General features: G+C 64.8%; 21 protein-coding genes. 10 read left to right on the top strand and 11 right to left on the bottom strand.

Going from position 1 to position 22,767, the window contains the following annotated elements:
• Positions 1 to 12: 12 nt before the first annotated feature.
• Together TSB10GB4_RS08340 and murA are read right to left on the bottom strand one after the other, a co-directional pair.
• Positions 13 to 921 (bottom strand): BadF/BadG/BcrA/BcrD ATPase family protein, encoded by a 909-nt coding sequence (locus tag TSB10GB4_RS08340; RefSeq protein WP_186388656.1) that lies wholly within the window; start codon positions 919 to 921, stop codon positions 13 to 15.
• On the bottom strand, positions 918 to 2,177 hold the full coding sequence (murA, locus tag TSB10GB4_RS08345; RefSeq protein ID WP_186395466.1) for a UDP-N-acetylglucosamine 1-carboxyvinyltransferase: 1,260 nt from the start codon (positions 2,175 to 2,177) through the stop codon (positions 918 to 920). The genes TSB10GB4_RS08340 and murA overlap by 4 nt, the downstream gene beginning before the upstream one ends.
• A gap of 217 nt (positions 2,178 to 2,394) precedes the next feature.
• Between murA and TSB10GB4_RS08350 the strand changes: the two genes are divergently transcribed.
• Positions 2,395 to 3,312 carry an N-acetylmuramic acid 6-phosphate etherase gene (locus tag TSB10GB4_RS08350; RefSeq protein WP_186395365.1) on the top strand — a complete coding sequence of 306 codons (918 nt, stop codon included), beginning with the start codon at positions 2,395 to 2,397 and terminating at the stop codon, positions 3,310 to 3,312.
• A 57-nt stretch (positions 3,313 to 3,369) separates the two neighbouring features.
• Here the strand turns inward: TSB10GB4_RS08350 and TSB10GB4_RS23960 are convergent, their stop codons facing one another.
• Together TSB10GB4_RS23960 and metC are read right to left on the bottom strand one after the other, a co-directional pair.
• Complete coding sequence (locus TSB10GB4_RS23960; RefSeq protein WP_256376566.1) at positions 3,370 to 3,972, bottom strand: GntR family transcriptional regulator; 603 nt, start codon at positions 3,970 to 3,972, stop codon at positions 3,370 to 3,372.
• 188 nt (positions 3,973 to 4,160) lie between these two features.
• A complete protein-coding gene (gene metC, locus TSB10GB4_RS08360; protein ID WP_186395367.1) occupies positions 4,161 to 5,327 on the bottom strand; it encodes a cystathionine beta-lyase in 1,167 nt (388 codons plus the stop codon).
• 155 nt (positions 5,328 to 5,482) lie between these two features.
• Between metC and TSB10GB4_RS08365 the strand changes: the two genes are divergently transcribed.
• From TSB10GB4_RS08365 to TSB10GB4_RS08400, 8 genes are all read left to right on the top strand, one after another.
• Complete coding sequence (locus TSB10GB4_RS08365) at positions 5,483 to 6,493, top strand: amino acid ABC transporter substrate-binding protein (RefSeq protein WP_371328883.1); 1,011 nt, start codon at positions 5,483 to 5,485, stop codon at positions 6,491 to 6,493.
• Positions 6,494 to 6,579: 86 nt separating this feature from the next.
• A complete protein-coding gene (locus TSB10GB4_RS08370) occupies positions 6,580 to 7,776 on the top strand; it encodes an amino acid ABC transporter permease (RefSeq protein WP_186395369.1) in 1,197 nt (398 codons plus the stop codon).
• Between the two features lie 3 nt (positions 7,777 to 7,779).
• Positions 7,780 to 8,886: an amino acid ABC transporter permease gene (locus TSB10GB4_RS08375; protein WP_186388650.1), complete on the top strand. Its 1,107-nt coding sequence runs from the start codon at positions 7,780 to 7,782 to the stop codon at positions 8,884 to 8,886.
• Between the two features lie 22 nt (positions 8,887 to 8,908).
• Positions 8,909 to 9,676: an amino acid ABC transporter ATP-binding protein gene (locus tag TSB10GB4_RS08380; RefSeq protein WP_186388649.1), complete on the top strand. Its 768-nt coding sequence runs from the start codon at positions 8,909 to 8,911 to the stop codon at positions 9,674 to 9,676.
• 51 nt (positions 9,677 to 9,727) lie between these two features.
• Complete coding sequence (locus TSB10GB4_RS08385) at positions 9,728 to 11,128, top strand: MmgE/PrpD family protein (RefSeq protein ID WP_186395370.1); 1,401 nt, start codon at positions 9,728 to 9,730, stop codon at positions 11,126 to 11,128.
• A gap of 5 nt (positions 11,129 to 11,133) precedes the next feature.
• Complete coding sequence (locus TSB10GB4_RS08390; RefSeq protein WP_186395371.1) at positions 11,134 to 12,489, top strand: MmgE/PrpD family protein; 1,356 nt, start codon at positions 11,134 to 11,136, stop codon at positions 12,487 to 12,489.
• Positions 12,490 to 12,502: 13 nt separating this feature from the next.
• A complete protein-coding gene (locus tag TSB10GB4_RS08395) occupies positions 12,503 to 13,867 on the top strand; it encodes an MmgE/PrpD family protein (RefSeq protein WP_186395372.1) in 1,365 nt (454 codons plus the stop codon).
• Positions 13,868 to 13,871: 4 nt separating this feature from the next.
• Positions 13,872 to 14,468, top strand: coding sequence for a glutathione S-transferase family protein (locus tag TSB10GB4_RS08400; protein ID WP_186395373.1), 597 nt, complete (start codon positions 13,872 to 13,874; stop codon positions 14,466 to 14,468).
• A gap of 144 nt (positions 14,469 to 14,612) precedes the next feature.
• Here the strand turns inward: TSB10GB4_RS08400 and TSB10GB4_RS08405 are convergent, their stop codons facing one another.
• The gene (locus tag TSB10GB4_RS08405; protein WP_186395374.1) at positions 14,613 to 15,077 is read right to left on the bottom strand and encodes a 2TM domain-containing protein; all 465 of its coding nucleotides are present in this window, start codon (positions 15,075 to 15,077) and stop codon (positions 14,613 to 14,615) included.
• 312 nt (positions 15,078 to 15,389) lie between these two features.
• A complete protein-coding gene (locus tag TSB10GB4_RS08410; protein ID WP_186388643.1) occupies positions 15,390 to 16,730 on the bottom strand; it encodes an aspartate aminotransferase family protein in 1,341 nt (446 codons plus the stop codon).
• A 131-nt stretch (positions 16,731 to 16,861) separates the two neighbouring features.
• On the opposite strand from TSB10GB4_RS08410, the gene TSB10GB4_RS08415 reads away from it, so the two are divergent.
• On the top strand, positions 16,862 to 17,440 hold the full coding sequence (locus TSB10GB4_RS08415; RefSeq protein WP_186395375.1) for a cupin domain-containing protein: 579 nt from the start codon (positions 16,862 to 16,864) through the stop codon (positions 17,438 to 17,440).
• Positions 17,441 to 17,458: 18 nt separating this feature from the next.
• On the opposite strand, the gene TSB10GB4_RS08420 is transcribed toward TSB10GB4_RS08415, so the two are convergent.
• The 5 genes from TSB10GB4_RS08420 to TSB10GB4_RS08440 form a co-directional block, all read right to left on the bottom strand.
• Positions 17,459 to 18,619 (bottom strand): P1 family peptidase, encoded by a 1,161-nt coding sequence (locus TSB10GB4_RS08420; RefSeq protein ID WP_186395376.1) that lies wholly within the window; start codon positions 18,617 to 18,619, stop codon positions 17,459 to 17,461.
• A gap of 1 nt (position 18,620) precedes the next feature.
• Entirely contained in the window at positions 18,621 to 19,448 is an 828-nt protein-coding gene (locus TSB10GB4_RS08425; RefSeq protein ID WP_186388640.1) for an ABC transporter permease, read from the bottom strand.
• Between the two features lie 4 nt (positions 19,449 to 19,452).
• On the bottom strand, positions 19,453 to 20,385 hold the full coding sequence (locus TSB10GB4_RS08430; RefSeq protein ID WP_186395377.1) for an ABC transporter permease: 933 nt from the start codon (positions 20,383 to 20,385) through the stop codon (positions 19,453 to 19,455).
• Positions 20,382 to 21,515: an ABC transporter ATP-binding protein gene (locus tag TSB10GB4_RS08435; protein ID WP_186395378.1), complete on the bottom strand. Its 1,134-nt coding sequence runs from the start codon at positions 21,513 to 21,515 to the stop codon at positions 20,382 to 20,384. Before TSB10GB4_RS08435 ends, TSB10GB4_RS08430 begins: the two co-directional genes overlap by 4 nt.
• 80 nt (positions 21,516 to 21,595) lie before the next feature.
• The gene (locus tag TSB10GB4_RS08440; protein WP_186395379.1) at positions 21,596 to 22,666 is read right to left on the bottom strand and encodes a PotD/PotF family extracellular solute-binding protein; all 1,071 of its coding nucleotides are present in this window, start codon (positions 22,664 to 22,666) and stop codon (positions 21,596 to 21,598) included.
• Between the last annotated feature and the right edge of the window lie 101 nt (positions 22,667 to 22,767).

Raw genomic sequence — 22,767 nt, forward strand, 5'->3', positions numbered from 1 at the left:
TTGCACCCGGCCTCATGCCATGTCATCCAGCGGCGGACGGCCGGCGAGGATCGCCGCGCCGTCGAGCGCATCACCTCGCGGCGGCGCCAGCCTGCGCCGCAGGTCCGGCGCGAGCCAGGTTTCCATGACACTGCCGAGCCCGCCGAGCAGCGACAGTCGCGGAGCGCCGTGCTCGATCAGCGCACGGCAGATGCCATCGATCTTGGCCGCCGCGTCCTGCATGATCCGCCGCGCGGCCGGGTCTCCGTCGTCCACGTGTCGGACCACCATCGGCGCGAAACGGGCATAATCCGTCGCCGTCGCCCCATCCATCCATTCGACCACCCTGGCGGGGTCTCCCGCGAAATGATCGAGCAACTCGCCGAGCAGCGCGGTGCGCTCTGCCCGCCCGTCATGGCACAGCATCGCCAGCCGCAAGGCACGCAGGCCGAGATAGGCTCCCGACCCTTCGTCGGAAATCGGAAAGCCGTATCCCCCGACCTTGATCGACCGGTTGCCGATCCGCGCGATGCCGCAACTGCCGGTGCCGACGATGACAATCCCCCCGTCCCCGCCATTGTGTGCGCCGAGGCAGGCAATGACGCCATCGCTTGCGAAAGCGATGCTGCGAAAATCGTGCGGCATGGCCTCCAGCGCGGCTAGCGCGCCGGACCGCGACAGTCCCGCAACGCCGATGCCCGCCCGGATCGGAACACTGCGCGCATCGGCAATGCCGGCTTCCGCGAGCGCATTGGCTACCGCGAGCGAAATCGCGGCCCAGGTCGCATCGATGCCGAAGCGCGTCGCCGCAGGTCCGGCAAGACCGCGCCCGAGAACCCGCCCGTCGCCCGTCTCGATCCGCGCCCGGCACCCAGTGCCGCCGCCGTCGACAGCGAGAAAGAGCGGCACCTCCGCCCCCTGCGGGCCTGGGATCGCGCTCATCCGCGAACCCGCTCGATGCTGGCCCCGCAGCGCGTGAGCTTGCCGTCGATGTCCTCATATCCCCGATCGAGGTGATAGACCCGGTGGACGATCGTCTCTCCCTCGGCGACAAGCCCGGCAAGCACCAGCGACATGGAGGCGCGCAGGTCGGTTGCCATGACCTGCGCACCATGCAGCGCCTTGACGCCGCGCACGGTCGCCATCGATCCCGATTGCCGGATGTCTGCCCCCATCCGCTGCAACTCCGGCACATGCATGAACCGGGCTTCGAAGATTCTCTCGCGGATGACGGATACCCCATCGGCAAGGCACATCATCGCCATGAACTGGGCCTGCAGGTCCGTCGGAAACCCCGGAAATGCCTCTGTCGTCACGTCGACGCTTCTCAGCGGCCCGTCCCGTTCCGCGATCAAGCCACGGTCGCTCGGGAAGATCCGGATGCCGGCTTCCTCAAGCGCCTGGCAGGCGGCGCCGAGATGTTCCAGTCGGCCGCCCATGACTTCCACCCGCCCGCCCGTCATGCCGGCGGCGATCATATAGCTTGCCGCCTCGATCCGGTCGGGCAGGATCGTATGCGCGACGGGACGCCAGCTCTGCGCCCCTTGCACCAGAATACGGTGGGTTCCGGCCCCTTCCACGGTCGCGCCAGCCGCCGTCAGGAACGCGGCGAGATCAGCGACTTCGGGTTCGCGCGCGGCATTGACGATCTCCGTTTCCCCGCGCGCCGCCGCCGCCGCCATCATCGCTGTATGGGTCGCGCCGACCGAGGGCGTCGGAAACACCACGCGCGCGCCGGAGAGGCCACCGGGCGCCGCGACCTCGATCACGCCGCCGTCCTGGCTGATGTCCGCTCCAAGGGTCTTGAGCGCCTGCAGATGCAGATCGACCGGGCGCGTGCCGATGGTGCAGCCGCCGGGCCGCGAAATGCGGGCTCGCCCGAGCCTGCCTACAAGGGGGGCGAGGACAAGAAACGATGCCCGCATGCGGCGAACGATATCGTAGGTTGCCTCGGATCCGGCCACCGCCGCCGAGGACAACGAAAGCCGGCCATTTTCGGCCTCAGTCACGTCCGCGCCCAGCATGCGAAGCAGATCCAGCATGGAGGCGACGTCGGTGACAGCCGGGACGTTGGACAGCGACACGCGGCCTCCCACCAGCAGAGAGGCGGCCAGCACCGGAAGCGCCGCGTTCTTGGCCCCGGCAACCTGCACCGAGCCGGAAAAGGGGCGCCCGCCGCGGATAATCAGCCTGTCCAAAACCAACTCCGTTGCTTGCCCGAGACGGACGGTGATATAAATCCAATTATCGTCCACTTCAAACCATTCCACAAGGCCGGCCTCGGCCAACAGAGCGCGGCGAACCGATTTATAGGCCGTGAATTGATCCGGTCTCGCCGATGACTGTCATAGCCAAGTGGTAGCATTTTGGTATTTTTGTATTTTCGATCGAAAGAGCCAGGCCAGGGAGCACGAAATGAGGCAAGGCGGATTGGGCGCACGGCCGCGGACGGAGACGGTGGGACGGCATGCCGCACCACTCGACCAACTGGATGGCGAGGCGATGACGACCGCTCTCATCGAGAGCCAGGGCACAGCGCTCGCGGCGCTGCGCGCCGCGCAGACGCAGATCGACCGGGCAATCGCCATGGCCGCGTCGGTGATGCGCCGGTCCGGGTCGCGGCTGATTTATTGTGGTGCGGGAACGTCCGGGCGAATCGCCCTGCTCGATGCGGTCGAGCTGAAGCCGACCTTCAACTGGCCCGACGAGCGTCTGGAGGTGCTTCTGGCCGGGGGCGCGCAGAGTTTCTACGAAGCCCAGGAAGGGGCCGAAGATGACGGCGCTTCCGCGCGCGCGGCGCTGATCGCGCTCGATGTCAGCGCCAACGATGTGGTCGTCGGTCTGGCGGCGAGCGGAACCACCCCTTACGTCCTTCAGGCCATGGAAACCGCGCGGGAGCGCGCTGCCACGACCATCGGCCTTGCCAACAATCCGGGGGCGCCGCTGCTGTCGATGGTCGACTGCCCCGTCCTGCTCGATACCGGACCGGAGATCCTGGCCGGGTCCACCCGGTTGACCGCCGGCACCAGCCAGAAGATCGCGCTCAACACCTTCTCGACCGGGCTGATGGTGCGTCTTGGCCGCGTCTACAAGGGTTACATGGTCGACATGCGCGCGACCAATGCCAAGTTGCGCGTCCGTGCCGTGACGATCGTTTCCGACATCGCCGGATGCGATGATGACGCGGCACAGGCCGCGCTCGATGCGACCGGCTATGACATCAAGCGCGCGGTACTGGTGGCTGCCGGAGCCACTCCGGACATGGCTGCACGTCTGCTCGGTGAAGTCGACGGGAACCTCGGCGCGGCGCTGACACGGCTTGCTGGCGCCTGACCCCAGCGGGGCGGGCTGGTCAATTTCGCGCGCCCCTTAAACCCCATCGTAGCCGGCTCAGTTGAAGCCGTGCTCCGCCATCATTTTCAGCCGGATTTGAAAACCGGACAGAATATGCTTGCGCGCAGCCTGCTCGGCCCGGTCTCCATCGCCGGCGGCGATGGCCTCCACGATTTCCTCGTGTTCTGCCTGAGCCTCATCGATGCGTCCGCCCGTTGTATAGGTGGAGCCGGGCAGAAGGCTGAGATGAACCCGGAGGTTGCCGAGCGCCTCGATCATGAACTTGTTGTGCGAGGCCTGGACAATCTGCCGGTGCAGCAGCTTGTTGCGCTCCAGAAGCTTGAGCGGATCCCTAAGTTCGCGATCCCCCGCCACCATGTCGTGCAACAGATTGACCTCGGCCCGGGAGGCGTGCTCAGCCGCAAGGCGGGTCGCCATCCCTTCCAGTCCTTCACGCACCGCGAACAACTGGCGGATCTGATCATAGCTCAGATGGGCTATGATCAGACCGCGCTGAGGGCCGTGCTCCGCAAGACCCATTGCATGCAGCCGGTGCAGCGCTTCGCGCACTGGCGTTCGGCTGATGCCCAGTCTCTGGGCCAATTCGGTTTCGGTCAGGCGGCTGCCGGGCTGCAATTCGCCTGCCTCGATCAGATCCATGAGGTGATCCAGGGGACTGCGTCGGATCAGCGTGGACTTGGACACCTGCGTCATACGTTTGGCTCGGCCTTTCCCGGCAGTTCTGGCCCGATCGGAGCGGGCGAAATCAACTCCCTTCTGTATACAAATGTTTCCTCTGCGAGGCCAGAACGTTGGCACACAGCCTCCCGGCCGAAGATCGCGGACAGCTATTGCCTCAGACGGTCAAAACCGCGACGCAGCTCATTGATCAGATCCTCCGGATCCTCGAGGCCGACATGAATGCGCACGGTCTGCCCGCCGGGAGACCAGGTCGTGGCGCTGCGATAGACGGACGGGTTGGACGGCACCAGCAAGCTTTCGAAGCCGCCCCAACTGGATCCCATGCCAAACAAGGTCAGTCCGTCGAACATCCGCCCGAGCGCAGGCCGATCAGCAGAGCGCATCACGAAGCCAAACAGCCCCGAAGCGCCGGAGAAGTGCCGCTTCCACAGCTCATGTCCGGGATCGCCAGGCAGGGCTGGATGCATCACCCGAAGCACTTCCTCTTGCTGCGACAACCATTGCGCGACTTTCAGGCCGCTGGCGTGATGATGAGCCATGCGCACAGCCAATGTCCGCAAGCCACGCAGGGCGAGGAAGGCATCGTCTCCTCCAACACAGACGCCGAAGCGCAGATAGGTTTCGCGGAGACGCTCATACTGCTCAGCCCGACAGGCCACGGTGCCAAGCATCAGGTCTGAATGACCCGAGATGTATTTCGTGCCGGCCTGAACGGAAATGTCGGCGCCCTGCGTCAGCGGCCGGCAGAAATAACCGCCGCTCCAGGTGTTGTCGATGGCGGTAACCACATCGTGCCGTCGAGCCGCCTGGCATATGGCCGTCACATCCTGAATTTCGAAGGTCTGCGATCCGGGCGATTCCATCCAGATCAGCTTGGTCTGCGGACGGATCAAGCTTTCGATATCCGCGCCGATGGTCGGGTCATAATACGTCGTCTCGACGCCGAATTTCCTTAGCGTGAACTCGCAGAACTTGCGGGCAGGCCCATAGGCGCTGTCGGTCATCAGGAAATGGGCACCGGGCTCGGCATAACTCATCAGAACGACGCTGATCGCATTGACGCCCGAGGGTGCAACCAGTGCTCTGTCGCCCATCTCGAGGGCGCAGATCGCATCCTCAAGCGCGTGGGTCGTGGGTGTGCCCCGGCGCCCATAGCGCAGCTTGACTCCCTCTTTCGCCTCCAGCGCCGCCAGATTCGGAAAGAGGATGGTCGAAGCGCGATAGACCGGCGTGTTCACGGCGCCGGAATGGAGGGCGGGCGAGCGGCCGGCATGGGCCAAGATCGTGTCATATCCCAGATTCTCTGTGTCCATTTTCGCGCCCTCCTGCGAGGTGCTCCCTATTGAATACCGATGAAAACATATGTATACAATGATCCTGGGGGCGTCAATCGGATGCCAAGCAAGACTGCAATGCCCCCCAACAGAGAGGGAATGAGATGATCAAGACAAAGGTTGTCGGGCTTTCCATCATGGCTAGCCTCATGCTCGGCGTCGCGGGGGCTCCGATGGCTCGGGCCGGTTCGGGCGATACGCTGGCGGCGGTCAAGGCGCGGGGCGAAGTGCTGTGCGGCGTCCACCCGGCTCGTCATGGCTTTGCGGCCCCGGACAGTCTGGGCAAATGGAGCGGGTTCGAGGTCGACTTCTGCCACGCCATCGCTGCCGCGGTCTTTGGCGATGCATCCAAGGTCCGCTTCGTCGCGCTGTCCTCCCAGCAGCGCTTTCCCGCCATCCAGTCCGGCGAGGTCGACGTGCTGGCCCGCAACGTGACCGCGACCCTCAGCCGTGACACGGCACTGGGACTGAACTTCGCCCCGCCGGTCTTCTATACCGGAACCGGTTTTCTGGTTCGCAAGGACGACGGCATCGCCAAGATCGAGGATCTGGATGGCGCGGCGATCTGCATGGCGCCCGGCTCCACCACCGAACGCAACGTTGCCCAGATCTTCGCTGCCCGCGGCCTCACCTACACGCCCGTCGTGATCGAGAACAACAAGCAGTTGGTCGATGCCTATGTCACGGGCCGTTGTGACGCGTTGACCAAGGACAAGGCGGCCCTGCCTGGCGTGCGCGCCTTCGACACCGAAGACCCTTCTGCACATATCATGCTGCCCGGCATCTATTCCAAGGAACCGCTGGCAATGGCCGTCCGCCAGGGCGACGACAATTGGTATGACCTGGTGAAGTGGGTCACCTACGCCACCTTCAACGCAGAAGAACTGGGCGTGAGCCAGGACAACGTCGACGAGATGAAGAATTCGGAAGACCCCGACGTCCAGGCATTGCTCGGCGTGATCGGCGACAACGGCGCCAAGCTCGGTGTCGACAATAGCTGGGTCTATGCGATCGTGAAGCAAGTCGGGAACTACAAGGACATCTACATGCGTCACTTCGGCCCCTACAGCCCCGTCGCGCTGGACCGCGACCAGAATGCGCTGTGGACCGAAGGTGGCCTGCTCTACGGCTTCCCGATGCAGTAAGCCCGCAGGCCGCCTCTTCCGTATCCTCCGCAGCCGGCTCGCCGGATGCGGAGGCTGTACATGCCTTGCCCTGATGGGAACGACACATGACAGACGCCAGTCCAGGCCGGAGCGGAGCACGCCCCGCGCGGAACCTGAAGGACATTCTCTACAGCGAAAGCTTCCGAACAGTGATCTATCAGGTCGCTTTGGCAGCGGCGGTGGCGCTTCTGGGCTTCTACCTCTACCAGAACGTCATCGCCAACCTCAGCCGCCAGAACATCGCCACCGGGTTCGGCTTCCTGGATCAGGTCGCGCAGTTCGAGATCGGCGAGACGCTGATCGCATATTCCTCGCGCGATACCTATGGCCGAGCTCTGCTGGTCGGGTTGATAAACACGCTGACCGTCTCGGCGGCGGGCATCGTCGTTGCCACCGTCATCGGCTTTTCGGTCGGCATCGCGCGGGTCTCGACCAACTGGCTGCTGCAGCGCATCGCCACAGCCTATGTCGAGATCGTACGCAACATCCCGGTCATCCTTCAGGTGATCTTCTGGGCGGCGGTGATCCGCAACCTGCCCGCTCCGCGCCAGGCCATCGAGCTGTGGGGATTGGGCTTTCTGTCCAATCGCGGGCTGACCTTCGTGATGCCGGTCGCCCATGCCGCCCATGTGTGGATGCTGGCCGCACTGGTCACGGGCATCGTTCTGGCCGCCGTCGCCAGCCATCTGGCCAAGCGTCACCGCGAAGCCACCGGTCGCTATGTCGACATGCTGTGGCCAAGCATAGCCCTGATCGCCGGACTGCCGCTTCTCGTCTGGCTGGTCTTCGGCGCCCCCCACGCCATCAGCTATCCGCAACGCCAGGGCTTCAACTTTGCCGGCGGCGCAACCATCAGCCCGGAATTCGTGGCCCTGATGGCGGGAATCTCGCTCTATTCCTCGGGCTTCATCGCCGAGATCGTCAGAGCCGGCATCCAGGCCACTCCCCGCGGTCAGGTCGAGGCTGCCCGCTCCATCGCGCTGCGTCCGCGTTTCATCCTGCGCTATGTCGTGCTGCCACAGGCCCTTCGCGTGATCGTGCCGCCGCTGACCAGTCAATATGTCAGCCTGATCAAGAACAGTTCCATCGCCGTCGTCATCGGATATCCGGATCTGGTCAACATCGGCAACACCGTCATGAACCAGACGGGGCAAGCGGTCGAAGCGATCGCGGTGATGATGATGGTCTATCTCATCATCAGTGTTGTCACCTCGCTCCTGATGAATGCCTACAACCGCCTCGTGGCGATCAAGGAGCGGTAAGTCATGACCACGATTTCCTCACAGATCGCCACCCCGGCCCCCACCTATGACCCGCATGCCCGCATCTCCGGCACTGTCTGGCTGAAAGCGAACCTGTTTGGTTCCATCTGGCAAAGCCTTCTGACGGTGATTGTCGCTGCTGGCCTCATCCGCTTTTTCTGGTTCGTGCTGGACTGGGGCGTGATCAATGCCGTGTTCTATACCACCGATCCCGATGTCTGCCGCGCCGCGACCGGCGCCTGCTGGGCGGTGATCGTCGAGAAGCACCGGCCGATGCTGTTCGGGCTCTACCCCTATGACGAACACTGGCGACTGGTGCTGATGATGGTGATCTACCTGGTCACGGTGGTCATCTCGCTCTGGCCGCGCTTCTGGAACCTGCGCCTTCTGGTGCCGCTCTGGATCTTTGCGACGCTGTCTATCGGCGCGCTGATGTTCGGGGGCGTTCTGGGTCTGCGCTATGTGGCCACATCGGAATGGGGCGGGCTGCCGCTCACCATGCTGCTGTTCACCGGAACCGTCCTGATCGGCATGCCCGTTGCGGTGCTGCTGGCGCTGGGGCGCCGTGCCCCCCTGCCGGTGGCGCGGGGCGTGTCGGTGGTGTTCATCGAATCCCTGCGCGGGGTGCCGTTGATCACCATCCTCTTCGTGGCCGTGAACGTGTTTCCGCTGTTCTTGCCCGCCGGTATGGAGGTGAACAAGCTGCTGCGCATCACCGTGGGCATCGCGATCTTCTTCGCCTGCTATCAAGCCGAGGTGATCCGTGGCGGGCTTCAAGCCATCCCGCGCGGTCAGTACGAGGCGGCCCAGTCCCTCAGCCTCAGCTACTGGCAGACGACGCGCACGATCATCCTACCGCAAGCCTTGCGCATCAGCCTGCCCGCGATCACCAACCACATCATCGCGGCAATGAAGAACACTTCATTCGTGATCATCATCGGTCTCTTCGACATCCTGACAGCAACCACGGCCGTGATGCAGGACCCGCTCTGGCGCAAATTCTATGTCGAAGCGTATCTGTTCGTGGCGGCGGTCTACCTTTTCTTCGGCTATGCGCTCTCGCTCTATGCGCGCCAGGTCGAGAAGTGGATCGCCTCGGGTCGGATCTGACGACCAAAACTGGAGATAAGACATGCCCCAATCCTCCCTTCCAGATCAGACCTCCACCCCTGTCATCAGCATGCGCAACGTGTCGAAGTGGTTCAGCGCCTTTCAGGTGCTGCACGATGTCAGCCTCGATGTGCGCAAGGGCGAACGCGTCGTCGTCTGCGGCCCCTCAGGCTCGGGAAAGTCGACACTCATTCGCTGCATCAACCGGCTTGAAGCGCACCAGTCCGGTCAGATCTTCGTCAAGGGACTGGAGATGACGGACAATGTGAAGAACATCGATACGATCCGCCGTAACATCGGCATGGTGTTCCAGAACTTCAATCTGTTTCCGCATCTGACCGTTCTGGAAAACCTGACGCTCGGCCCGATGCTGACCCGGCACATGAAGAAAGTGGCCGCCGAAGATCTGGCGATGCACTTCCTGAAGAAGGTCCGCATCCCCGAGCAGGCGAACAAATATCCGCTCCAGCTTTCGGGGGGACAGCAGCAGCGGGTGGCCATTGCCCGAAGCCTGTGCATGGAGCCCGAGATCATGCTCTTCGACGAGCCGACCTCCGCACTCGATCCGGAGATGATCAAGGAAGTGCTTGACACCATGATCGAGCTTGCCGAAAGCGGCATGACCATGATCGTGGTGACGCATGAAATGGGGTTCGCCCGCACTGTTGCCGACAACGTTGTCTTCATGGCCGATGGCCGCAAGGTGGAAAGCGCCCCTCCCGAAGACTTCTTCGGAAACCCGCGCGAGGAGCGGACCCGCGTTTTCCTCGACCAGATCCTGAAGCATTGACCTGCGCCGGCCCGCCGCCGGCGGGCCGGGCATAGCAACCGGAGTTTCCTCGTGACGTCCTTGACGCTTGAGCTTGCAGCGCGCGCTGCAGGCCTGTCTTCTTGCGCCCTGAGCCCGGCGGTGCGGGACTGGGCCTGCCGCGCTCTTGCGGATACCGTCGGCTGCGGGATCGCTGGCGCCAACGAGACTGTGACACGCCTTGCCGCGTCCATCCTGCCGGCCACCACCGGCAAGGCGAGGCTGCTCGGCCGCCGGGGGCATGCACACGTCCTGGATGCTGCCCAGATCAACGGCGTTGCCGCCCATGCCCTTGATTTCGACGACTGCAATCTTGAGATGGATGGCCATCCGTCGGTCAGCATCGTACCGGCGCTGCTGGCACTGGGCGACGCGCTGGATTGCAGCGGCAAGGACCTCCTGACCGCCTATGTCGCAGGCGTGGAGGCCGAGATCCGGATCGCCCGCCTTTCGAATCCTGCGCACGCGGAACGAGGCTGGCACCCCACCGTCACCTTCGGCGTTCTGGGGGCCGCAGTCGCTGCCGGCCGCCTGCTTGGCCTGTCCGCCGAGCGCATGTCGGTCGCCCTCGGCATCGCCGCCTCGAGCGCGGCCGGGCTGCGGGCGAATTCCGGCACGATGACCAAGCCCCTTCACGCCGGCCAGGCCAATCGCAACGGCCTGCAAGCAGCACTGCTGGCGCAGGCCGGCTTTACCGCCAGTACCACCGTTCTGGAGCACAGGTTCGGCTTTATGGCCGCATTCAACGGCGGCATCGCCGAGGACTTCGCTCCGGCCCTCGACGGCTGGGGTGAGGACTTCGCGTTGCTCTCCCCTGGAATCGCGATCAAGCAATACCCCTGCTGTGCCTTCATTCACTGCGCCATCGACGCCGCGGCCGAACTGCAGCCGCTGATCGGCGGTGCCGGCATCGAAACGGTTAAGGTGGCACTGCATCCCAAGCGGCTCAAGAATATCGACCGCCCACGGCCGCGCGACGGCCTGGATGCCAAATTCTCCACCCAGTACCTGACAGCCCGCGCCCTGCTTTCGGGCACTGTCGGCTTCGCCGAGTTTGAAGAGCCGCTTCTGTCCGACCCGCAGACACAGGCGCTTTCGGCGCGGATTCATCTAGCCGCGCATGAGGACGCGGATCTGTCCTTCGGCCAGGTGACCGTGACCCTGTCCGACGGGCGCAGGCTTTCCGCCAGCGCCAGCGTCGCCATGGGCCGCAGTCCGGCCAATCCAATGACCGAACCCCAGTTCCGGGCCAAGTTCGACGATTGCGCGCAGCGCGTATTGCCGACCTCGACGATGGCCGAACTTTACACGCGGTTGGCGACGCTGAGCGAGCAACCCTCCGTCCGTCGCCTGACCGCGCTCATGCAGCCCCCCTCGGACAACCACACCCAATCCCAGCCCCGCATCGTCGCCCTTACGACAGAAGAAAGGTAAATGCGATGTCCCTGTCCCGCGAACTCGCCAAGCGGGTTGTCGCCCTTGATCCGGCAAGCTTTGACCCCGAGGCCGTGAAATGGGCCCGCAATGCAATTGCCGATATGATCGGCTGCACATTGCTGGGCGCCCCCACCGCAACGACCGACGCCGTGCTGATGCCCGAACTTTATGGCACCGGCCCGTGCCAAGTGCTGGGTCGCAAGCAGCGGCTGAGCATGCTGGACGCCGCGTTCGTCAATGGCACGGCGGGCCATGCCTTGGACTATGACGACACTTCCAAATCGCTGTCGGGACATCCGACCGTCATCATCATCCCCGGCCTTCTGGCTTTGGCCGAAGTGCGCGGCGCGACGGGTCGGCAATTGACAGAGGCCTATATCGTCGGCGTCGAAGCCGCGACTCGTTTCGCCCGCGGCGTCAACTTCCAGCACTATGAGAAGGGCTGGCATCCGACGGCAACGCTCGGCATCTTCGGCGCGGCAGTGGCCGCGGCAGCACTGATGAACCTGTCCGAAGACCAGATCGCTCACTCGATTTCGATCTCCGCCTCGCTCGCCTCGGGCATCAAGGCAAATTTCGGCACCCCGACCAAGCCGATGCATGCAGGCATTGCCGCCCGCAACGGCCTGCTCGCGGCCCTGGTGGCGGCGAGAGGCGTGAAGGGGTCTCCCGCCGCGCTCGAACATCCGCAAGGGTTTCTCGAGGTCTTCAACGGCGCCGGCAATTACGACCCGCAGAAGATGCTGATGAACTGGTCTGCGCCACTGGATCTGCTCGCCCCAGGGATCTCGATCAAGAAATACCCCTGTGTCTACAGCGTTCACGGCGCCATCGACGCGGCCATCCACATGCACGACAGTTCCCTATCCGACAGTCTGGCTATCCGCGATGTCCTGGTGCGGATGCACCCCCGCCGTCTGCTGCCGCATGTGCGCAATCCCGCGACCAGTGCCCTCAACGCCAAATTCTCGCTGCCCTATGCAGTGTCGCGGGGCCTCGTGAACGGCGCTGTGCTGCTCGATCACTTCGAGGATCATGCCCTGCACGATCCCGAGGTGACCCGCATCATGGGGCTGATCCGAATGGAACCACATGACGACGACGCGAACGATTACGGTGCCGAGGTGGTGGTGACACTCTCCGACGGCCGCGTCCTGCGCCAGTCGGTTGCCGCCCCGCTGGGCCGTGGTCCCGAAACTCCTCTGCCGCAGGACATGCTGGAGGCGAAGTTCGGCGATTGCGCCCGCGCCAGCCTGACGGAAACCGGCGCCGCAGAGGTGTTTGCCCTGCTGATGCGCCTGGACCAGCTTCCCCGCGCAGCCGACCTGACCGCAGCCATTGCAGCCGCGACCCGTTGAAGGAACGAAAGACATGAGCTTTGCACGCGAACTTGCACGTCGGGCGCTCGGGATTCGGCTCGACACCGTTCCGGCCGACGCAGTGCATATCGGCCGACGCGCCTTTGCCGACACCGTTGGCGTGGCGCTGGCCGGGGCCGACGCGCCCTATCTCGATGCGCTGGAGGAGACGCTGGCGATCGATGCCGCGCCGGGCACGGTCACGCTCTGGGGCCGGGCGGGACGCCGCGCCTCGGTGCTGCATGCCGCAATGATCAACGGCACCGCCGCCCATGCGCTGGATTTCGACGATTGCTCCACCACCATGGGCGGGCACCCCTCGGCCCCGGTCGTACCTGTGGTGCTCGGCCTTGCCGAAGTCCAAGGCGCAACGGCCGGCAGGGCGCTGGAAGCCTGGATCACCGGCGTCGAGGTGGAAACTCGGCTGGCGCGCGGGCTGTTGCCGCATCACTATGAAAAAGGTTGGCATCCGACCGCGACACTGGGCGTCTTCGGCGCAACGGCCGCGGCAGCACGGATGCTCGATCTCGACGAGGAGCAGATGGCCATGGCACTGGCCATCGCGGTCTCGATGGCCTCGGGGCTGAAATCCAATTTCGGCACCCCGGTCAAGCCGATGCATGTCGGTCATGCGGCGTATAACGGCATCATGGCAGCGCTAGTCGCCCAGCGGGGAATGACCGCCAATCCGGATGCCTTCGAACATGAGTATGGCTTCTTCAACCTGTTCAACGGGGCAGGCACCTATGACGCAGACGCCATCCTGAACGGATGGGACGGCCTGCTCGAAGTGCTGTCGCCCGGCATCGCGATCAAGCAGCACCCCTGCTGCGGCAGTGCGCATTCGGCCATCGACGCGGCGTTGCGGATCGTTGCCCGTGAAGGCCTGCTTGCCGCAGACCAGATTGCCAGGATCGAGATCCGCACCCATGAGCGCCGTCTGGCGCATACCAACCGAAGCGCCCCCCGCTCGGGTCTCGACGCCAAGTTCAGCGTACAGTTCCTGACTGCCAAGGCGCTGACCGCCGGCCGCATCCGTCTGGCCGATTTCGATGACGCGACTTTCCTCACCACCGATCTGGCGCCGCTCCTGCCACATGTCACCGCGACCGGCCATCGGGAGGCAGACGCCTATCTAGGATACGTCGAGGTGGTGATGAAGGACGGACGCAGGTTCAGCGACAGCGCCTCGACCAATTTCGGGCGCGGACCGATGAACCCGATGTCGGACGCCGAGGTGACCGACAAGTTCATCGATTGTGCGCAGGCGAAACTTGGCACGGCTGCGGCCGAAACTGTCTGCGCGACATTCCTCGCGCTTGAGACGGACAGCCTGCTTGGCCCGCTTCTGGCGCGGCTCTCCGGCAAGGGAGCATAACGGGATGCTGACGGTGTTTGGACGGCGCAACTCCTCGAACAGCGCCAAGGTGTTCTGGCTGTTGGATGAATTGGGGCAGGACTATCGTCTGGTGCCCACCGGCCGCGGCTTCGGCCCCACCGACACGCCGGAGTTTCTGTCGATGAACCCCTTCGGCAAGGTGCCTGTGGTGCGGGATGGCGATACCGTGGTCTGGGAATCCAACGCAGTGCTGCGCTATCTGGCCGGTCGGCAGCCGACCCTGCTCTGGCCGCAGGAGACCGGGGCCCGTAGCAGGGTCGATGGCTGGATGGACTGGGCCTCGATCTCGTTCACTCCGGTCATGACCCGCCTGCGCAAGGCCCGGGCAGCCGGCAAAACAGAGGATGCAGACCTGCCGGCGGTCAAAGCGGCGGTCGCCGCACTGGACAGTTGGCTGGCCGATCACCGCTTTCTGGCGGGGGACCAGTTGTCGCTCGCCGATATAACGGCCGCCCCATCGGTTCACCGCTGGTTCCTGTTGCCCGAAAGCGGCGCTGAGTTCCCGCATCTGCGTGCCTATGCCCAACGGCTGGGGACAAACCCCCACTATCAGCGCCATATTCGCGATGCGCTGAGTTGACCTGCCGGCCCAAGACGGCTTCCCACGATGCAGTCGCGGCAAGCCCTGCTCATGCTGAAGCGCAACGGGGATCTGACCGGGGCGCGCAGCAAAGTGCGCAACGACGGTCCGTCCGGACACGTTCCTGACCGCCGTCCGCCCAGATCACTTGCGCAGTCGGCGGGCAATCTCGCGGCGCTCCCAATCCGGGCCGAAGAACGTGGAGATCTGGAAGGCGGACAGGCCATGCGCCGCCAGCCCAATCCCCCACCCGATTGCCGGAAAGACCACCCACAGGAATCCCGGCGAGACCCACAGATTGATGACGAGAAGCAGGAACATCACCAGCGCATAGCGAATGGCATGCAGATAAAACGCCTTGATGTCCCTGACATGGTCCTCGACTGCGGGAGCGATGGGGCTGGTTGAAGAGAGGGCTTCAGGCATGTCGTCGTCCTTTCTGAGTGCGGCGAAATCGACATCGAGAGCAGCAGCCAGGCACTTCAAGGTCTCGGGCGTTGCCTTCGCACCGCGCTCGAGGCGCTGGATGGTGCGGGCACTCACGCCGGCCATATCGGCGAGCTGTTCCTGGCTCAGGCCTTTTTCGAGACGGTATTTGCGGATGACCATGAAAAGCCTGCGGTGATGTCCGATACCGAACCCATGCCCTAACGGCCGTCATTCCACCACGACAGCAGCACGACTTCAACACGCCACGGTGGCGACAAATCGTGCTGATCGGCCCGGCGACAGGCGTGCGCCCAAAGCATTGCGAAACGATCCAACGGCTTCTTTGGTGAGAGCTTTTGCCGGGCAAGCAAGGTCGATGTCGTCGGATGATTTCCTGCTGCGCCCTGCGCGCGCATCCGCCACGCGGGACTGCGCCGAGCCCCGCGTGCGGTCGATGTTTCCAGATGATCTGTTTCGGCTCCCGCCGCCTTGTTACTGCGTGCGTTCGAGCACCTTGCGCAGGGTGCCGATCAACTGGCCGATCTCCGCCTCGCCGATGGAGAGCGGCGGTGACATGGCAATGACGTCGCCGGTGACGCGGATCATGCAGCCTTCCTGGAAGCAGGCGGTGAACACGTCATAGGCGCGGGCGCCCGGCGCGCCGGGGCGCGAGGCGAGTTCGATGCCGCCGATCAGGCCGAGATTGCGGATGTCGACGACATGCGGCGCGTCCTTCAGCCCGTGCAGCGCCTCTTCCCAGGCTGGAGCAATGGCGGCGGCGCGGGTCAGCAGCCCGTCGCGCTCGTAGATGTCGAGCGTCGCAAGACCCGCGGCGCAGGCGATCGGATGACCCGAATAGGTGTAGCCGTGGAACAGCTCGATCGTGCCTTCCGGCCCGTTCATGAAGGCGTCGTGGATGCGGTCGGTGGTGAAGACCGCACCCATCGGCACCGCACCGTTGGTCAGGCCCTTGGCGGTGGTGAAGATGTCCGGCATGACGCCGAAGAACTGCGAGGCGAAGGGCGTGCCGAGACGGCCGAACCCGGTGATCACCTCGTCGAAGATCAGCAGAATGCCGTGCTTGTCGCAGATCTCGCGCAGGCGCTGCAGATAGCCCTTCGGCGGCACCAGCACGCCGGTGGAGCCGGCGACCGGCTCCACGATGACGGCGGCGATCGTCTCGGCGCCGTGCAGGCCGACAAGGCGCTCAAGATCGTCGGCAAGATGCGCGCCCCATTCCGGCTGGCCGCGCGAGAAGGCGTTGTGCTCCGGCGCATGGGTGTGCGGCAGATGGTCGACGCCGGTCAGCAGCGTGCCGAAATGGCGGCGGTTGTTGACGAGGCCGCCGACGGAGATGCCGCCGAAGCCGACGCCGTGATAGCCGCGCTCGCGGCCGATCAGGCGGGTGCGCGAGCCCTCGCCGCGCGCCCGGTGCCAGGCCAGCGCGATCTTCAGCGCCGTGTCGACGGATTCGGAGCCCGAGCCAGTGAAGAAGACATGCTCGAAGCCGTCCGGGGCGAGTTCCTTGAGCCGCTCGGCGAATTCGAACGCCAGCGGATGGCCCATCTGGAAGGAGGGCGCGTAGTCCATCTCGAGCAGTTGGCGGTGCACCGCATCGGCGATCTCGGCGTGACCGTGGCCGGCATTGCAGCACCACAGGCCGGCAGTACCGTCGAGGATCTCGCGTCCGTCATCGCTGGTGTAGTGCAGGCCCTTGGCGCCGACCAGCATGCGCGGCGAAGCCTTGAACTGGCGGTTGGCGGTAAAGGGCATCCAATAGGCATCGAGCTTGCGGTTGCTCTTGCCCCGGGGCGTATCGTCCAGCATGTCCATTGCGGCCTCTCCGGCGGTTTTTGTCAATCTGCAGCCTGCGCTCTTTTTCCATCCTGAAACAGTCTGTTTCTTGATTTTTGCAAGCCATTGTTTCTACTAGGGAAGATAGGAGAGCGTTGAGGATCGTAAACATGTCTAACGGCAGGCCCGGCGGCAGCGACACGGAACTCGACATCGGCGGCCGGCTGCGGGCCCTGCGCGCCGCGCATGGGCTGTCGCAGCGCACGCTGGCGAAGCGGGCCGGTGTCACCAATGCAACGATTTCGCTGATCGAGTCCGGTCGCATGAACCCGTCCGTCGGCGCGCTGAAACGGGTGCTCGACGGCATCCCGGTCAGCCTCACCGATTTCTTCGCCTTCGAGCCTGGCGCCGAGCGGCAGGTGTTCTTCCAGGGCGAGGAGCTCAAGGAGATCGGCAAGGGGCGAATCTCCTATCGCCAGGTCGGCGGCAATCTGTTCGGCCGGCGGCTGCAGATCCTGCACGAGCGCTACGAGCCGGGCGCCGATACCGGGCGGGCACCGCTCTCCCACGACGGCGAGGAAGGCGGCGTGGTGATCTCCGGCCGGCTGGAAGTGACGGTCGGAGATCAGCGCAAGATCCTGGGGGCGGGCGATGCCTACGCCTTCGACAGCACTGTGCCGCACCGCTTCCGCGCAGTCGGGCCGGAGCCCTGCATCGTGGTCAGCGCCTGCACGCCGCCGAGCTTCTGACAGTCTCCGGGGGCGGGGTCAGCGGCCGGTCGCCGGCGCCGGTGTGGAGGCCGGAACCGTCAGCGGAGCACGCCCATAGCGGGCCAGCACCGCCAGCAGGTCCTTCACTGGCAGCGCCCGGCAGACGTGACCGGCGGGCTTTGCCATCGGCGCGTCCTCGGCTGCCAGCATGGCGTTGAGCACCGCCTCGTCCACCGCCTCGACGGCGGCCAGATAAACCGGATCGAGCAGCTCGTCGTTGAGCGTGCGCATGTCACGCCAGGGCCCGGAAAGCTGCGGCAGGTCCATGCGGTTGGCGGTGCTGAACGCCAGGAAGATATCGCCGGAACTGTTGCCGCCGGGCGTGCCGCCGCGGCCGATGCCAAGAGCGGCACGGCGGGCGAGACGCTCCAGTTGCGAGGGGCCGAGCGGCAGGTCGGTGGCGACGACGGCGATGATCGAGCCGCGCTCGCTGGGCATCTCGGCAATGCGGTCGCGCTCGAGATGGCGGCCAACCGGAGCGCCGAGCACGGTGAGCCAGGGCCGGTGGCCATGGTTGGCCTGGACCAGAACGCCGAGGGTGAAGTCCTCACCCGCCACCGCGAGGCGGCGCGAGGATGTGCCGGTGCCGCCCTTGAACTCGTAGCAGATCATGCCGGCCCCGCCGCCGACATTGCCTTCCGCCACCGGGCCGGAGACGGCCGCTCCGATCGCCGCCAGAACGTCGTCCTCGCCGACATGCTGGCCGTTGATGTCGCTGAGGACGCCGTCATAGGTCTCGGCGATCACCGGCATTGCCCACAGGTGGTGCCGCGCGAACGCTTCGGCATGATGGGAGAGGATCCAGCGGGTCGCCGCATGATGGGCGATGCCAACCGAATGGGTGTTGGTAATCACCAGCGGGCCGAGGAAATGGCCGGCGTCGCGCACCCAGTGGCTGCCGGTCATCTCGCCATTGCCGTTGAGCGTATATTGCCCCGCCCAGACCGGACTTGGATGCGTGTCGAAGCCGCGCGGCAGGATGGCGGTGACGCCGGTCAGCACCGGCGGCGTGCCGGAGCCGGCCGGTCGCTGCAGGGTCTTGAAGCCGATCAGGACGCCGGGCACGTCGGTGATGGCATTGAAGGGACCGCAGCAGCCGGGCAGGTCGAGGCCCAGATCGCGGGCGCGCGGCTTCAGCGGGGCGCTTCGGGCGGTCATATCATTTTCCTCGCGATCTGAGATAGAGGCCGAGCGATGCGACGACGAAGGAGAAGACCAGCATGACAGTCGCTATCGCGTTGATTTCCGGCTTAATTCCCCGCCGCAACATGCCATAGATGAAGACCGGGAGGGTGGTCGAGTCGACTCCGGAGATGAAGTAGGTGATGACGAGATCGTCCATCGAGATGATGAAGGCGAGCAGCGCACCGCCGATCACGCCGGGCAGGATCAGCGGCAGCGTCACCTTGCGGAACGTGGTCCAGCCGTCGGCGCCGAGATCGGCCGAAGCCTCCTCCAGCGACCGATCCATGCCGGCGAGCCGGGCACTGACCACGATGAAGACATAGCTGGTCAGGAAGGTGCAGTGGCCGATGATGATGCTGACGAGGCCAAGGCTCATGCCGAAGCTGACGAAGAAGACCAGCAGGGCAATGCCGAGGACGATGTCGGGCATGATCATCGGCATGAACATCAAGGCCCGGTAGAACGAACGCAGGCGGAAGCGAAAGCGCGCCACGGCCAGCGCCACCGAGGTGCCGAAGACGGTGGCAACGAGGGTCGTGGTCAGGGCCACGATCAGGCTGTTGCGCACCGCCTTCAACAACTGATCGGTCGACTGCACATAGAGCGACAGTTCGTCGAGGCCGGTGGAGAGGCCGAAGATCGAGCGGTACCAGTCGAGGGTGAAGCCGCTCCAGATCATCATGTTGACCGGATTGGCGTTGAACGAGAAGACGACGATCAGGATGATCGGCGCGTAGATGAAGGCGAAGAAGAGAACGCCGTAGAGACCGAGAAGGCCGATCCTGTTGCGCGGTGCGGACATGGGCTCAGCTCCTTGCGCCGGAGGGAGCAGCATCGTCGTCGCGCGCCAGCAGCCGCACATAGACGACGAGCAGCAGCAGCACCGCGGCCATCACCGTCATGCCGAGAGCCGCACCGAATGGCCAGTTGCGCGCCGACAGGAACTGCTGCTCGATGAGGTTGCCGGTCATCATCACCTTCGCCCCGCCGAGCAGCGAGGGCACGACGAAATTGCCCAGACTAGGGATGAAGACGATGATCGAACCGCCGACGATGCCCGGCAGGGTCAGCGGCAGCACCACCTTGCGGAAGGTCTGGAAGCGGCTGGCACCGAGGTCCTGCGAAGCCTCGACCAGGCTGGCGTCGAGCTTTTCGACGCTGGCATAGAGCGGCAGGAACATGAAGGGGATGAACACATAGATCATGCCGATCACCACGGCGGCTTCCGTGTAGATGATCTCCAGTGGCCGCTCGACGAGGCCGAGGCCGAGCAGCGCCTGATTGACGAAGCCGGTCGGCCGCAGCAAGAGCACCCAGGCGAAAAGGCGCACCACCAGGCTGACGAAGAACGGCAGGGTGATGAGGAAGATGAAGAGGTTGCGGGCGCGTGGACCGAGCCGGCTGACCCAGAAGGCGGCCGGATAGCACAGCAGCAGGCAAAAGAACGAGGTCTGCAGCGCCAGCCATAGAGAGCGGGCGAAGATGCGCAAATACACCGGATCGAAGCTTTCGTAGCGGGTGTTGGCCCAGCCGAAGATGCGACCGAAGTTGAGATGGTAGAAGGTCCACTCGACGCCGCCATAGAGGCCGGGCTCCAACCAGCTATAGACGAACATCAGCGCCAGCGGCCCGACAAAAAACACCGCCAGGAACAGGGTCGGCGCCGCGAGCAGGAGGGCGAGCGCGGCCTGCCTGCGCAGCGCGTTGGGGCCGTGCACGATGGCCTGCCGCCCGGTCATGGCTGCCCCTCCAGCACATGGATCGCCGCCTGCGGCACGAAGAGCGAGACCGGGCGACCGGGGGCAAACCCCGCGCTTGCCGCGCCGATGCCGCCGCGGGCCGTCACCTTCAGCGGATCGAGCCCGGCCACGTCGACGGCAAGGCGATAGTCCGTGCCGCCGAAGAACGCCTGGGCGAGCCTGCCCGACAGGGCAAGGCCATCGTCCCGGCGGGCCGCGCCGGCGGACGCGCCACCGGTTTCGCTCGCCGCGGACAGGTCGATCGCCTCGGGCCGCACCAGCAGCGTGGCACGCGCTCCCGGCGTGAGGGAGCGGCCGGCAAGGTGCACCCGGGTTCCGTCCGCGATCTCCACCAGACTACCCCCGGCATCGGCGGAGACGACAGTCGCGGCCAGCAGGTTGCTCTCGCCGATAAACCGGGCGACGAAGGCATTGGCCGGACGATAATAGACGTCCTCCGGCCCGCCGCATTGCTGGATCCGGCCGCCGTCGAGGACGACGATGCGGTCGGACATGGTCAGCGCCTCCTCCTGGTCGTGGGTAACGAAGATGAAGGAGATGCCGAGCTCGTGTTGCAGCAGCTTCAGCTCTTCCTGCATCTTCTGACGCAGGTTGCGATCTAGCGCGGAGAGCGGCTCGTCGAGCAGCAGCAGCTTCGGCCGGGCGACGATGGCCCGGGCAAGCGCCACCCGCTGCTGCTGGCCGCCGGAGAGCTGGCGCACCGAGCGTTCGCCGAAGCCGGACAGGCTGACGAGCTCCAGCGCCTCGCCGACACGGCGGGTCCGCTCGCGGGCCGGCACGCCGGCGACCTCCAGGCTGTAGCCGACATTGCGCGCCACGTTCATATGCGGAAACAGCGCGTAGTTCTGGAACACGGTGTTGACGGGCCGCGCATGGGCCGGCCGGCCCAGAATGGAGGCGCCGTCGATCAGGATATCCCCGGAATCGAGGTCCTCGAAGCCGCTGATGGTGCGCAGCAAAGTGGTCTTGCCGCAGCCCGAGGGCCCGAGCAAGGTGACGAATTCATTGTCGGAGACAGTGAGCGACAGGCCGTCCAGGGCGGCGACGCGCACCCCGTCGGGCGTCACGAACTGCCGGGCGGCGTCGCGGATCTCGAGAAGCGGTGGCATGCAAGCTCCCGGATGAATCGGAGGGGAACCGGAAGGATCCGGCGGCGCGAACACGCCGCCGGGGGAGGGAGACAAGGCCGCTACTGCGCCGTCTTCACCCGCGTCCACTCGCGGTTGTAGAGCTTCAGATCCTGTCCCAGATCCTCGAAGATCTCGAGCTTGTCCATCACCTCCTGCGGCGGATAGATGCTTTCGTTGCCTCGGATGGCCTCGGGAATAAGTTCCAGCGCCGGCACGTTGGGTGTGCCGTTGAGCTGCTGCGAGACATTGAGCGCGGCGATCTCCGGGCGCAGGTAGAACTCCAAGAAACGGATGGCGTTCTCCTTGTTCGGCGCCGAGGCGAGCACGCACATGTCCTCCTGGTACATCGTCGCCCCCTCCTTGGGGATGATGTATCTGAGGGTGTCGGGCATCTCCTGGGCGAAGATATTGGCGCCGACATACCAGTGCGCGGCGGCGACGTCGCCCGACTGGACCAGCGGGATGCTGTCATAGGTGAAGGCGCTGATATTGCCGACCCGCTCGATGATGTAGTCGGCGGCCTGACGCACCTCGTCCTCGTCGCGCGAGTTGACGGAATGGCCGTTCATGATCAGGCCGATGCCGAGCGTCTCGCGCAGGTCGTCGAGCAGGATGATCTTCTCGCCCTTTTCAGCCAGCGCGAAGAGGTCCGCCCAACCCTCGATGCCTTCCGCCTTCTGGCGGTTGTAGACGATGCCGACGCTGCCCCACGCATAGGGCAGGCAATACTCGGCCTGTGGGTCAGTCCTGGCGCGGATGAACTGCGAGTCGATGTTCTTGAAGTCGGGATGGCTGCCGATGTCGGTCTTCGCCAGAAGGCCGAGTTGGTGCATGATGTCGTGCATGTGCACGGACGGGAAGACGATGTCATAACCCGTCGCCCCGGCCTGGATCTTCGCCAGCATTTCCTCGTTGGTACCGTAGGTATCGAGGCTGACCTCGACGCCGAACTCCTCCTTGAACGTCTCGAGGATCTTGGGATTGATGTAATCGCCCCAGTTGTAGAGGCTCAGCTTGCCCTCGGCGGCGGCCTGCTGCGGAACAACCGCAAGGACGCCCGCAGACAGCGCGATGACGGCGCCGAGCAGCGCCGTCGACGACTTGGGCTTTACGCCCAATGAGAGTTCCATTGTTCGGCTCCCCTTTTGGAAGGTGAAGGAGTGACCGGGTTTTCTTTGGTCCCGAGCCTTTTTTGTTTGACGAATGAAAGGTGCCATTTAAATTACAAAAT

This window comes from Stappia sp. TSB10GB4 (assembly GCF_900185745.1).
In the GTDB taxonomy this organism is placed as follows: Bacteria; Pseudomonadota; Alphaproteobacteria; order Rhizobiales; family Stappiaceae; genus Stappia.